12 protein-coding genes are annotated in these 12,777 nt (G+C 62.7%); 7 read left to right on the top strand and 5 right to left on the bottom strand.

Annotation, left to right across the window (positions count from 1 at the left end; translation table 11 throughout):
• Window positions 1-347: 347 nt before the first annotated feature.
• Genes AB5Y47_RS08220 through AB5Y47_RS08230 form a run of 3 tightly spaced genes read right to left on the bottom strand, consistent with a single transcriptional unit; the run spans window position 348 to window position 2,025 of the window.
• Window positions 348-719, bottom strand: a complete 372-nt coding sequence (locus tag AB5Y47_RS08220) for a DUF6616 family protein (protein ID WP_323895388.1) — start codon at window positions 717-719, stop codon at window positions 348-350.
• A complete protein-coding gene (locus tag AB5Y47_RS08225; RefSeq protein WP_323895387.1) occupies window positions 716-1,498 on the bottom strand; it encodes a HEAT repeat domain-containing protein in 783 nt (260 codons plus the stop codon). Before AB5Y47_RS08225 ends, AB5Y47_RS08220 begins: the two co-directional genes overlap by 4 nt.
• Window positions 1,495-2,025: a MarR family winged helix-turn-helix transcriptional regulator gene (locus tag AB5Y47_RS08230; protein ID WP_368220124.1), complete on the bottom strand. Its 531-nt coding sequence runs from the start codon at window positions 2,023-2,025 to the stop codon at window positions 1,495-1,497. Before AB5Y47_RS08230 ends, AB5Y47_RS08225 begins: the two co-directional genes overlap by 4 nt.
• A gap of 260 nt (window positions 2,026-2,285) precedes the next feature.
• On the opposite strand from AB5Y47_RS08230, the gene AB5Y47_RS08235 reads away from it, so the two are divergent.
• Window positions 2,286-3,656 (top strand): leucine-rich repeat-containing protein kinase family protein, encoded by a 1,371-nt coding sequence (locus AB5Y47_RS08235; protein ID WP_323895385.1) that lies wholly within the window; start codon window positions 2,286-2,288, stop codon window positions 3,654-3,656.
• Between the two features lie 110 nt (window positions 3,657-3,766).
• Window positions 3,767-4,414 (top strand): thiopurine S-methyltransferase, encoded by a 648-nt coding sequence (locus AB5Y47_RS08240; protein WP_039039037.1) that lies wholly within the window; start codon window positions 3,767-3,769, stop codon window positions 4,412-4,414.
• A 284-nt stretch (window positions 4,415-4,698) separates the two neighbouring features.
• Here AB5Y47_RS08240 and AB5Y47_RS08245 read toward each other — a convergent pair whose 3' ends face one another.
• A complete protein-coding gene (locus tag AB5Y47_RS08245; protein WP_323895383.1) occupies window positions 4,699-7,473 on the bottom strand; it encodes an insulinase family protein in 2,775 nt (924 codons plus the stop codon).
• A gap of 162 nt (window positions 7,474-7,635) precedes the next feature.
• Between AB5Y47_RS08245 and sixA the strand changes: the two genes are divergently transcribed.
• The 3 genes from sixA to AB5Y47_RS08260 all read left to right on the top strand — a co-directional run bounded on the left by sixA (window position 7,636) and on the right by AB5Y47_RS08260 (window position 9,549).
• Entirely contained in the window at window positions 7,636-8,103 is a 468-nt protein-coding gene (gene sixA, locus AB5Y47_RS08250) for a phosphohistidine phosphatase SixA (protein ID WP_069651167.1), read from the top strand.
• Window positions 8,104-8,236: 133 nt separating this feature from the next.
• Entirely contained in the window at window positions 8,237-8,443 is a 207-nt protein-coding gene (locus AB5Y47_RS08255; RefSeq protein ID WP_005324080.1) for a DUF1107 domain-containing protein, read from the top strand.
• A gap of 185 nt (window positions 8,444-8,628) precedes the next feature.
• Entirely contained in the window at window positions 8,629-9,549 is a 921-nt protein-coding gene (locus tag AB5Y47_RS08260; RefSeq protein ID WP_104452888.1) for a DMT family transporter, read from the top strand.
• A gap of 50 nt (window positions 9,550-9,599) precedes the next feature.
• On the opposite strand, the gene AB5Y47_RS08265 is transcribed toward AB5Y47_RS08260, so the two are convergent.
• Window positions 9,600-11,216, bottom strand: coding sequence for a peptide ABC transporter substrate-binding protein (locus tag AB5Y47_RS08265; RefSeq protein WP_010674562.1), 1,617 nt, complete (start codon window positions 11,214-11,216; stop codon window positions 9,600-9,602).
• A 143-nt stretch (window positions 11,217-11,359) separates the two neighbouring features.
• On the opposite strand from AB5Y47_RS08265, the gene AB5Y47_RS08270 reads away from it, so the two are divergent.
• Both AB5Y47_RS08270 and fbp read left to right on the top strand, forming a co-directional pair.
• Window positions 11,360-11,602 carry a hypothetical protein gene (locus tag AB5Y47_RS08270; protein ID WP_158656287.1) on the top strand — a complete coding sequence of 81 codons (243 nt, stop codon included), beginning with the start codon at window positions 11,360-11,362 and terminating at the stop codon, window positions 11,600-11,602.
• Entirely contained in the window at window positions 11,590-12,624 is a 1,035-nt protein-coding gene (gene fbp, locus AB5Y47_RS08275; RefSeq protein ID WP_029314452.1) for a class 1 fructose-bisphosphatase, read from the top strand. Before AB5Y47_RS08270 ends, fbp begins: the two co-directional genes overlap by 13 nt.
• Window positions 12,625-12,777: the final 153 nt, after the last annotated feature.

Genomic DNA, 12,777 nt, shown 5'->3' on the forward strand with positions numbered 1-12,777 from the left:
ACAAGTGGATGGGTTCAACCCCCTCCTGGTTCAAACCTCCTTTGGTTCAACCCTCCTTTGGTTCAAAGCTTTGGGGGGTCGAAAGCACTGTTGGTTTGAAAGCACTATGGCGGCGAACCTTCGTCACGACGACCCGGATCTTGCTCACTTTTCCCATCGGCGATGGGCCATCACGGTATCAGGAGATATCAGCGTTTATTGAAGGGAGTGGAAGGGAGCGGGGTGGTGGCGCCGCTTTCCCAGGTGGTGGTGACCTGGGTTTGCAAGGGCAGGGCATGGAAAACAGTGCCACCGGTGTCGGCGGCACTGACGCAAAGTCTGGTGGGATAACGCTCTTTTAGGGGTTATCAGGCCAGGGCGGGGCTGGATGTGGCGGCGCAGGGCAGGGCGGCCAACTGTGCAAGGTGCTGGCCCAGGGAGACACCGGCGCCGGTGGCGTTGACCGTCTCGAAGTAGTCGTGCCAGCCCGATACGGCTATTCCCTGGACGAGGGCCTCGATGGCTGCGGCATCCGGCCCGCGCCAGATGGCGAAGAAGGGGTGGGGCGCACCATGGAGGGTGGCAGCATCGGTCTCGCCCAGGGCGATGGGCTCCACCCCGAGGGCGGCGAGGTTGGCCATGCCTGTGCCAATGGCCTCGAAGAACTGCTGACGGGCCGTCTGGCTCAGTGCCAGCCAGGCGGGAGTGGGGGTGTAGAGCTCTGCCAGATAGTGGGTCATAGGGGTTCCTTCGGGAGTTGGCCCTTGCGCAAGGTGCGCAAGGCGCGTTGACAAATCCGGGTTGTCGCGGGGCAGGGGCTTTCGCGAGACCAGCGCGCGCAGAGGTCAGTGACCCACTGTGGCCTGTCTTTGCTCGCATCGTTCAGCCAGTTGGCAACGGAGTCCTGCACATAGGGGGCGGGATCGGCCTTGAGGGGCTCGAGCAGCATCAGGGCCTGCTCCGGCGCTTGTCGCAGGGACGCAAGATGGGTACACCAGACGCCGCGGGGCCGGGTCGCTTCGCTTGCAAAGCGTCGCAGCCGCTCGGACGGCTCCGCCGTCCAGGGCACCAGGGCGGCAATGGCCACCTCGAGCTGCGCAGCAATGGTCGTTCGCATTGCGAGCCAGGCCCACTCGCGCACCCCAAAGTGCGGGTCATCGGCGAGGGGGCGAATGAGGGCCAGGCGGTCGCTGAGCGACAGCCCCTCGCTCGCGCCCACCATGAAACAGGCCCAGCCCCGCACGGTATCGGAGGGATGACGGCTGAGCGTCGCAAGATCCCTCATGCCGTTCTCGGTCAGGAGCAGCCTGGCGGCCAGTGCCATGCGCCGGGTAATGCCCTCCCCGGATGCGGCGTGCATTGATGCCAGCGCCTGGGGCCCGAGCGAAGGCAGGGTACACTGCATCAGGGCGGCAAAATCCACCGCCAGGCATTCGGTCAGGTTGCTTGCCTCAGCCTCTCCCCGGTTGAGCTGGGCGAGGCGCGAGGGGGCGATATCCGTGATGCGATTGCGTGTCATGGGTGCTCCTCTGTGGCGGCCTCAGTGCAGCCTGTCCGGGATGAGAGGACATTGAGCCAGGCCCGCTTGAGCAGGGCGCTCAGGGTCTCTCGCTCTGCCTGATCGAACCCGGCAAACAGGGAGCCTATCCACTGGCTGTGCTCATCGAGCAGGTGTTGCGCCAGGGCCTGGCCCTGCTCTGTCAGGCGCACCGAGATCTTTCGCCTGTCCTGGCTGTCGCTGTGGCGAGCCAACAGGCCGTCCCGTTGCAGACCGTCGAGCAGGCCGGTGATGGTGGCCCGTGTGACCCCCGCCTTGTCGGCAAGCTCGTGGGGAGCCAGCCCTTGTGGCAGGTCGCGCAGCAAAAACAGCAGCACGAACTTGCCTTCGGAGAGGCGGTGGGGAGCCAGGCGCGCCGCGCACGCCTGAGCGATGGCAGCGGCGAGGGTCAACACCTCAAAGCAAACGCGTATGTTTTGGGTGTCTGCGTGTCCGCGGCGCTCTGCATCCTCGAGCAGGGCGAGGTGTTTCTGTTCCAGCGTGATCATGATGGTGAGTCTCGAATGACTTTGTATGGCGCCATACTATATGGCGCCAACCAAATGATCAACCACCCAAGCGCGCGACCGGGATGGTTCATGGCAACGGGGAGCGGGAGTGTGGCGATGGGGGGCCTTTGCAAGAGAAGGCGTTGCAAGAAAATCGGCCATCTTTGGCCATCATTCCCTATAATGCCCCTCCTTTGTGGTCTGGGGGGAGTGCCCCGCAGTGAGCCACCGCAAGCCCGAATGTTGACAGAGACGATCCCATGCATACCCTGGAACAGCTTCGCGCAGGCGAGCTCTGTGGCGCCCGCCACCTCAAACTTGCTGAAAATCTCGCGGTGTTCCCTCCCGAGATCCTGAGCCTCAAAGAAACGTTGGAGGTGCTGGATCTCACCGGCAACCAGCTGAGCGAGTTGCCTGACGCGCTGGCCGAATGCAAGAAGCTGCGCATCCTCTTCTGCTCCGAGAACAACTTCACCGAACTGCCAGAGGTGCTGGGGCGCTGCCCTGCGCTCACCATGGTGGGCTTCAAGGCCAACCGCATCGCGACCGTCCCAGCCGCCTCCCTGCCCGCCAGATTGCGCTGGCTGATCCTGACCGACAATGCCATTGAACGACTGCCGGACGAGCTGGGGCAGTGCGACGCCCTGCAAAAGCTGATGCTCTCGGGCAACCGGCTCGCTGGGCTTCCCGAGACGCTTGCCGGTTGCCACCGTTTGGAGCTTTTGCGCATCGCCGCCAACCGCCTGCCAGCGCTGCCGAGCTGGCTGCCCTCGATGCCGCGTCTGTCCTGGCTGGCCTTTGCGGGCAACCCATTCTGTGATGAGCAGGCGTGTCTGAACGGCACATCGGAGCTCACTACCGAGATCCCCTGGCAGGCGCTCTCACTGGGGGATGTGCTCGGGGAGGGAGCATCCGGCGTCATCTATCGCGCCGAGTGGGCGAGGGCTGAAGGGCCCGGGGCGGTGGCGGTCAAGCTCTTCAAGGGGGCCGTCACCAGCGATGGCTTGCCCCTGAGCGAGATGACTGCGTCCCTGGCCGCCGGTCGCCATCCAAACCTGGTCGGGGTGATGGGGCGGGTGAGCGATCATCCCTCCGGCATCCCGGCACTGGTGATGCCCCTGATAGACCCCGCCTTTGCCACCCTGGCGGGGCCCCCAAGCCTGGACTCCTGCACCCGGGATGTCTATGGGGCGGATCTGAACTTCACTCCGGCCCAGGTGATGGCCATGGTGCAGGGGGTGGCTGCGGCCGCCCGACACCTGCACGAGCGGGGCATCCTCCATGGCGATCTCTACGCACACAACCTGCTGTACTCCTTGCAGCCCGCGATGCCTCACTCGTCGCAGGAGGCGCCGGGCTGGGTGCTGCTCGGTGACTTTGGTGCCGCCTCCTGTTACGACCGCGTCGATGAGGTGCTGGCCGGGCGGCTGGAGCGCCTGGAAGTACGGGCCTTTGGCTGCCTGCTGGCCGAGCTGCTGGCGCGTTGTGATGGGGGGGACGCCGACCTCGACCCCCTTCATCGACTGGCCGGGGAGTGCGGCTTTGAGGTGCCTTCCCGGCGACCCACCTTCGCGCAGATCCTGACCCGGCTGGCAGCGATGGCGACAAGCCTGCCTGGGGTCGTGGCCTGAGGCCTGCCCATCGTGGGCGTTCTCTTGCACAGGGGCGGGATCATGGGGCTTGCGCCACTTCGGTGAAGTTGTGATAGTGATGCACCATTGCAGATGACGAGAGGAAGATGATGGAAGCGGCATTTTGGCACCAGAAGTGGAAAGAGAACCGGATTGGCTTTCATCAGGCAGATTTCAACCGCTGGCTGCAATCCTGGTGGTCGGCCCAGCAAGGGAGCGACCCCGTGCTGGTGCCCCTTTGCGGCAAGTCCCGGGACATGCTCTGGCTGCGTGAGCAGGGGCATCCGGTGGATGGTTTCGAGCTCTCCGAGCTCGCCATTACCCAGTTTTTTGACGAGAACAACCTGAGTGCAGAGAGAAGCGAGGTGGGTCCCTATCAGTGCCACCGGCACGAGGATCTGCGCATCTATCAGGGGGACTTCTTCGCCGCTCCGGAGCTTGGTCAGCGTTATCGCCTGGTCTATGACAGGGCGGCCCTCATCGCCTTGCCGGGCGCCATGCGCCGCCAGTATGCCGCCCTGATGAGCCGCCTGGTGGAGGCGGGGGGGCAGGTGTTGCTGGTGACCCTCGAATATCAGCCCGAGCAGCAGCAACAGCCGCCGTTCTCGGTGGGGGAGATGGAGGTGCGCACCCTGTTTGAGCGCGACTTTGGTGTCGAGGTGCTGGGCCGAGGGGCGGAGCTGGATCACCCCAGGGTGCTCTCGGGGCAGCTCTCCTATTTCGACGAGGTGGCTTACCGGCTGATCCGCCGGGGCTGAGAGGGCGCGAGGCCGCTGCCAACGAGGGAAGTGGCGCTTGTTTTACCTCCTTTGACATAGATCAACGTGGAAAATCAGGGAAATGCCTAAGATGAGGCTGTTTCTCAATCACTGCTGGTGCCGACCGGTGAGCTCTGGTTTGAACTCCGGCCGAACATCAACCCAGTGTCTGATTTTCACGCTCATGTTCACTTTTGGCGACTCTGGTCGCAATTGATTATGGTTTTTCCAGCCGACCCCACGGGGTCGGCTTTTTATTGCCTGCGCGTGGCCAACAGGGGAGGTCAGCCTTCGAAGGTGGCGGCGTTGAGCCGAAATGCCCTGGGATCGTCGACAAACTGGCCGGTGATCCGCTCGTCGTGCTCGTGGCCCAGGCCATAGCTGCAGAGGATGAGGCGATCCGAGGTACGGGATCTCAGCTGGGTGATGAAGCGCACCAGCTCGGCACGGCTGAGCCTGCCCACCTCCTCGCGTACCCGTTCGCGCTGATCAAAACCCAGATCCTTGTTGCCGATGCTGACCCAGAGCCGCTGGCCGCGGCTGCGCAGGTTGGCATCCCGCTCGCTGAGCTGGGCCTGCAACCCCGCCTTGCTCTCCTGCCACTGCTGCTCGGTGAACTCCAGCATGGCGAGCGGGAAGAGATCGATGAACTCCTCCACCGCATCCAGCAGGATCTGCGGCCCCGCTACCGGCGACTGGATATAGAAGATGAGACCGGGATGGCGGTTGAGGGGCAGGTTGCCAGCTCCCACCACGTAACCGAGCTGCTGGCGGGTGCGCAGCTCGTGGAAGAAGGTGGATGACATGATGTGGTTGGCCAGGGTGAAGCAGGCGAGATCCCGCGCCCGGGTGGTGCGCGACTGGTAGTAGACCAGCAGCGCCGAGTCCTCGTGATCGCACCCCTGCTCCCGAATGAGGGTGCCTCTATCCTGGATGGAGATGAGGGGGCGGCGGGTCTCGGCGCTGGGCTGGCTGTTGGCACCGAGGTGGCGCTCCAGCAGGGCCGCGAGTTCGAGGGCCTCGGCGGCCGTCCAGTCTCCGTGTACCAGGGCCTCCAGATGCACCCTGGCAAAGAGCTCGGAGACGAAGCCGGGCATCTCCCCGAGTTCGACGGTGCGCAGGTGGCGCAACAGCTGCTCGAAGGGCGGGTTGTTGGGTTGCAGCAAACTGGTGAGCTGGTTGAACAACTGGGAGATGGGGCGGGTCTTGGACTGGTTCTCCCAGTTGCGGATAAGCTGCTCCTTGATCTCGCTAAAGCGTGCCGGATCCGGATACCCCAGGGTGCGGTTGCCGAGGATCATGTCGAGCAGCAGCGGTTGCTTGTCGGCAAAGCCGCTGAGGTTGATGGTAAAGCCCCCCTGATGGGCATAAATCTGGTAGCCAAGGCCCGCGAGCTCCGCCGGGTAGGTGAGGGCGTTGAGGTGATCCGTGAGCAGTTCCACGGCCAGACGCGCCATGGCGATGTGACGCGGGCTCTTGACCGCATGTTCGCTGTCGACGGAGATGTAAAGGCTGCCCTTGGGCACGCTGAACTGATGCTCGTGCAGGTGCCAGAGCCGGAAACCGGGCCTGTCGATGAGGCAGGACGGCATGTCGGCGGACAGCGCCGGCAGACGGGCGTCGAGGCGGGTGCTGATGAAGGGGTTGGGCGCCGGCAGGTGCAGGGCGGGATCCGGTTCACTCTGCTGCCAGCGGATCTTCTCGGCTTCGCTGATGATCTGGACGCTGTAGGGTGTCTGGTACCAGCGGGCGAGGCGATCCGTGCTCACTTCCGGGGCCTGGATGGTCACTCGCAGATTGTGGGGCGTCAGCTTGGCGAGGAAGCGCCGGATCAGCGGCTCATCGAACTCGCGCATCATGTAGTCGCCATAGAGCAGGTCGTCCGGCCCGTAGCTGAACAGGTTGAGCACGAGGCCGGAGACGGTGTCGAGGGCCCGGCCCCGCTCCTGGAAGCGGAAGGCGGATTCCAGCACGCTGCGCTTCTCCTCATAGCGCCAGGCCTGCACCCCGTCCCGCTCGATGAGCTTCAGATAGCCAAACAGGGCGGCGATGATCTCGTCTACATGCTCAAGCCCAAGGGGGGTGAGGCCAAAGCTCACGCCAAAGTCCTTGAAGTTGGCGCCGCTGATGCCGCCGCCGGCGGCGAGCTGATTGACCCAGCCCCGCCCCTTGAGCAGGGAGAGCAGGCTGCCTTCTCCCTCATAGCCGATGAGGTGGCTCAGGAAGGTGAGGGGTTTTTTGTCGTAATACTCATCCACGCACGGCAGCGGGAAGGTCAGCGCCAGCTTGCGGGTCTCCTTGACCGGGGTCAGCTGGATGCGAATGCCGAGATCATCGAGCCGGTAGAGAGGATGGCTCAGTACCGGAGGGCCGAGTCGGCGATCCGGAATGGCACCAAAGAAGCGATCACACCAGGCCAGCTGGGTCTCGATGGGTGCCGGTGAAAGCATGACCAGCGCCATGCGATCCGCACTGTAGTGGGTTTCGTAGAACGCAATGAGGTCCGAGCGCAGATCCCGGCCGGGAAGATCCGCCAAGGTGTCGAGGTTGCCCACCGAGAATTTGGAGAAGGGGTGGTCCGGATTGACCGTCTCCTTGTGCACCTGGTAGCTGCGGCGCACATCGTCCTGCAGCTTGAGGCGGTACTCGGAGTCCACCGCGTTGCGCTCCTTGTCGACCCACTCCGGTGCAAAGGTGGGGCAGATGAAGAACTGGGAGAACCGGTCGAGCCCCGCCTCGAAGAAGCCGTTGTCGATGTCGAAGAAGAAGTTGGTGAACTCGGTACCGGTCCAGGCGTTGTTGCTGCCCCCGTGACGGCTCATGAATTGCTGGTATTCACCGGGTTTGGGGTAGGTGCGGGTACCGAGAAACAGCATATGCTCGAGGAAATGGGCCATGCCCTGGCGATCCGCAGGATCGTCGAAGTGGCCGGTATTCACCGCCAGGGAGGCGGCGGATTTGTCGGTCTCGGGATCACAGATCAGCAAGACCCTGAGCCGGTTTGCCAGCTCCAGATAGTGATACCGCCGATGGTCATTGGGACTGGCATATGGGCTCATTGGGGAGGGGCTCGCGATGAATTTATTTGAATTTAAACATGATTATCGACCCCGCTATCTTGCGAGGCAAACCCTTTTCTGAGAGGTGGCGCAATTGTTTCCCCCGGCATGGCGGGGTAAGATTCCCCCGCTATTTAAACAGGCCCCCTGGGCGAGGTTGTAATGAAAATCTACATCATGCGTCATGGCCAGGCTGGCATGAACGCAAAGACTGATGAACAGCGTCCACTGACCGAGCAAGGCATCGAAGAGTCCATCCACATGGCGGGCTGGCTGGCTCCCCAATTGGCAGGCTCCCTGAACCTGGTGATCCACAGCAACTACCTGCGAGCCAGACAGACCTGGCAGGCCATCGCCCCCGAGTTGCCCAAGGCCCTCAAGGTCGAGGAGAGCGGCGACATCACCCCCTACGGGGATCCGGCTTTCGTGGCGAGCTACCTCACTGCGCTGGCGGCGGAGCATGACAACATCCTGATGGTCAGCCACCTGCCGCTGGTGGGGTATCTGGTCCAGAGTCTCTGCCCGGCGGCAGGGGCCCCCATGTTCGCGACGTCCGGGCTGGCCTGCATCGAATGGCAAGATGGCAAAGGAGTCTTGCTCTGGCTGGAAGGACCGCATACAATACGGTAAAAGTTAATAATAAGTTACAGTTTGGTTTTTTGGGGAAGAGAGAGTCGAATTTTCCGGTTTTTTATATAAATTTAACGGAATTATTTCGCATAAGCTGCTGTCATACGGATACAACTTCAAGAGGTTGCAAACGATGAGAGTGTTCAAGAAGTACCTGCCACTGATGGTGGCAAAACATGTCAAAACCTTCTTCAAGGGGCGGATTTACATCCACGGCAGGGGGCGCTTCGATTTCCAGTCGGGCTTGCTGATGATGCCATTGCAAGCCGACATTCCCCATCGCCAGACGGTGCTCGAGGTCAATGAACTGATTTCAAGGCTCCACATGGATGCCGCCTGAGGCGCCTCAGGCTGACCCTGGTCCCCCTCATGCCCGCCCCTGTGCGGGCATGATTGTTGATGGAGCCTGGGCGCGGTGCCAACCGTTCGCGTCATGGCGCTTCTTCCTGCGTTGGCAGGCTTGCTTATCCTGATTGCCTCTCTATACTCGCGCGCAATACCCGCCTTTTTATTCTGGATATCGCAATGCCCCTTGCCTTCCTGTTTCCCTTCTCCTGCATGGCCATCTGGGCCGGCAATGGCATCGTCAGCAAGCTGGCGGTCGGGGTGTTGTCTCCTGCGGCGCTCGCCTGGTCGCGCTGGATGGTGGCGGCCCTGGTGCTGACCCCGTTTCTGGCTCACCGGGCCTGGCGCGAGCGCCGCAAACTGCGGGCCGGTTTCTCGAAGCTGGCGGTGCTGGCCCTGCTCGGGATGGTCTTGAACCAGACCTTTGGCTATTACGCGGCCCAGACCCTGGGGGCCACCGAGATTGGCCTGATGATGGGACTGACCCCCTTGATGACGGTGCTGCTCAGCATCTGGTTGCTGCGCGAGCGGCCCACCTGGGGGGCGCTGCTGGGAGGCGCCATCTCCATTCTGGGGCTGGCGATTTTGTTGGGGCAGGGGGATCCGGCCCGGCTGCTGACCCAGGGCATCCATATCGGTTCCGTCTACATGCTGCTCTCGGCGGCCACCTATGCGCTCTACAGCGTGCTGCTCAAGCGCTGGGATCTGGGGCTGGACAACTGGTCCATGCTCTACGGTCAGGTGCTGTGCAGCCTCCTGTTCCTCACCCCCTTCTATCTGCTGGTGGACGGGCACTGGCCCGATGGCAGCGCCCTCTGGCTCATCCTCTATGCGGGGATCCCGACCTCGGCCCTCTCGCCCTGGCTCTGGATGCAGGGCATTGCCCTGCTCGGGGCGAGCCGCACCGCCATCTTCATGAACCTGTTGCCGGTGATGACGGCCGCCCTTGCCATCAGCTGGCTCGGGGAGCGGCTCACCAGCTATCACCTCATCGGTGGCGGCATGACCCTGATGGGGGTGCTGCTGGCGCAGTTGCTGGTGAGGCCCGTGACGGTGCGAAGGGGCGCCCGGCTCGCGGTGGCGGGCTGTCAGGAAAAGTAGGATAAAAAAAGACCGCCCTCGAGGCGGTCTTTTTGGTTCGGTGCCCAGCGTCACTGCGCCGTCAGATAGAGATCCTTGGCATAGACCAGGTCTTGCGGGTTCTGGTAGGGGTAGCCCTTGACGTTGGGTTTGAGCAGCCGTGATTTCACGTAGAAGTAGACAGGGGCAATGGGGGCCTCCTCGTCGATCAGCACCTCGGCCTGCTGATAGAGGCGGTTGCGCTCGGCGGGGTCCTTGGCGTCATGGGCCTTGGCCAGGAGGGCGTCGTACTCCTTGTTGAACCACTTGCCGCTGTTGGCGCTGCTGCTGGAGGTCATGATATCGAGGAAGGTGGAGGCATCGTTGTAGTCTCCGTTCCAGGAGTAGCGGCTCACCCCGAAGTCACCCTCGTTCAGGGCCGACACCATGGTCTTCCACTCCATGTTGTTGAGCTCCGCCTTGACCCCCAGGTTGTGCTTCCACATGGAGGAGATGGCGAGCGCTATCTTCTTGTGCCCCTCGTTGGTGTTGTAGAGGATGTCCACCGTCAGCGGCTTGTCCGGGCCGTAACCCGCCTCGCCAAGCAGCGCCTTGGCCTGCTTGATGCGCTCTTCCTTGCTCATCAGCTCGCTGGCGGGGCGTTTGAGCTCGAATCCGTCCACGCTCGGCGGGGTCAGGCTAAAGGCGGAGAGCTGCCCCTGTCCCAGGATCTTCTCCGTGATGGTGTCCCGGTCGATGGCAAGGGAGAGTGCCTTGCGCACCCTGACGTCGTCAAAGGGTTTGCGCTGGGTGTTGAACACGTAGTAGTAGGTGGCGAGCATGGGGGCGCTCACCAGCTCCTCCGGGCTCTGGCGCTTGATCTGCTGATACTGCTCCAGGGGATAGGTGGTGTAGTGCAGCTCGCTCGCACGATAGCGGTTGTAGGCCGCGGTATCGGAGACGATCTCCAGATAGATCACCTTGTTCAGCACGGTGTGCTCGTTGTCCCAGTAGTGGGGGTTGCGCTCGGCGATGAGGCGCTCGTTCGGGGTCCACTCCTTGAGGGCGAAGGCGCCGTTGGAGACTATATTGGCCGGTTTGACCCACTCATGACCGAACTTCTCGATGGTGGCCTTGGGCGCCGGGAAGGTGGTGTAGTGGGAGAGGGTCTTGAGGAAGAAGGGGACCGGGTTTTTCAGGGTGATCTGCAGGGTGTAGTCATCGAGCGCCTTGATCCCCAGGGCATCCGGGCTCTGCTTGCCCTGCACCACGTCGCTGGCATTGGCGACGCCGGTCAGCTCGATGAACCAGGCGTAGTTGGAGGCGTTCTTGGGGTCCGCCGCCCGCTGCCAGCCATAGACGTAGTCCGCCGCCGTCACCGGCTCGCCGTTGGACCATTTGGCATCGGGTCTGAGCTTGAAGGTGTAGACGGTGCCCGTGGCATCGAGCTCGTAGCCAAGGGCGCCCGCCGCCTGCAGCTTGCCGTTGCCATCCAGGGTATAGAGCCCCTCGAACAGATCGTTGACGACGTCGCTGCCCGCGCTCTCTTCCACCATCTGGGGATCGATGGAGGCAGGCTCGGTGCCGATGTTGCGCACGAACACTTGCTGGGCGGCTGGCAGAAGCTGGGTGCCTTCAGGCACCTGGGCGGCGAGGACGGGGAGGGTGAGCAGAGCGGCAACCGCCCCGGCGATAAGCGACTTTTTCATTGAATATCCTTATGTTTTTTTGCTTCCAAAGCGCAGCCAGTGTGCGGGATTGGGGGGCAGATCTCAAGAGGGGCGCCTCTGGCGCAACATTGCCGGGCGCCAGGGGGAGCAAGGCGGGCAGCCGCGTCGGCCCGGATGAATTCTTGTCACGAATTAACCCCCCAAAAGATGCCGGATGGCACCCTTTTTTCACGGCGAAAGCCCGTGGTGGCGCGGCTTTCTGGCGATTTAAAGAACGGCTTAATTCGCTGCAAAAACAAAAAACAGGCGTTACATTGGGTTACAAAACAACGCTGCCGGGGATCGGCACTTTTTTTGCCGACACTTGCAAACGTTTTCAACGGCCAACGGAAACGATCTTAAAGGAACAAGAATGCGAAACATGATCACCATGGGCGAGTTCATCGTCAAAAAGCAGGCGGACTACCCGACCGCGACCGGCGAGCTGACCTCCTTGCTCAGCTCCATCCGCCTGGCCGCCAAGGTGGTGAACCGGGAGATCAACAAGGCGGGTCTGGCGGACATCATCGGTTCCATCGGCGCCGAAAACGTGCAGGGCGAGGTGCAGCAGAAGCTGGACGTCTATGCCAACGAGCGCTTCAAGGCGGCGCTGGAGGCCCGTGGCGAGGTGTGCGGCATGGCCTCTGAGGAGGAGGAGGACTTCGTCTCCTTCGATTCCGAGCTCTCTCGTCACTCCAAGTACGTGGTGCTGATAGACCCCCTCGACGGCTCCTCCAACATCGACGTCAACGTCTCGGTCGGGACCATCTTCTCCATCTACCGCCGGGTCAGCAAACCGGGCGCCGGGGTCACTCTGGAGGACTTCCTGCAGCCGGGTCACCGTCAGGTCGCGGCGGGCTACGTGGTCTACGGCTCCTCCACCATGCTGGTCTACACCACCGGCTTTGGGGTCAACGGCTTCACCTATGACCCCTCCATCGGCTGCTTCTGCCTCTCCCACGAGAACATCCGCATTCCGGAGGAGGGCAAGATCTACTCCATCAACGAGGGCAACTACATCAAGTTCCCGGACGGGGTGAAGAAGTACCTGAAATACTGCCAGGAGCGTGACGAGGCGACTCACAGGCCCTATACCTCCCGCTACATCGGTTCCCTGGTGTCGGATTTCCACCGCAACCTGCTCAAGGGGGGCATCTACATCTACCCGTCCGGCACCAACTCTCCGAACGGCAAGCTGCGCCTGCTCTATGAGTGCAACCCCATGGCCTTCCTGGTGGAGCAGGCCGGTGGCAAGGCGTCCGATGGCTTTGGCCGCATCATGGACATCCAGCCTACCGCTCTGCACCAGCGCACCCCCTACTTCGTCGGGTCCACCAGGATGGTGGAGCGGGCCGAGGCCTTCATGCGGGAGTTCTCCGCCCACGAGGATCCGGCCAACCAGGGCTGAGCCCGAGCCAGCATCCCTTCGTCACGGGAGCCGTCAAGGCTCCCGTTTTTATTGGCGTGCAGGCGGGCTGAATCAGGTTGATATGCTGACGGGCTGACGGGCTGACGGGCTGACGGGCTGACGGGCTGACGGGCTGACGGACTGACGCGGCGC

The sequence above is a fragment of the Aeromonas sp. R7-2 genome, from assembly GCF_040908105.1.
GTDB lineage: Bacteria > Pseudomonadota > Gammaproteobacteria > Enterobacterales > Aeromonadaceae > Aeromonas > Aeromonas caviae.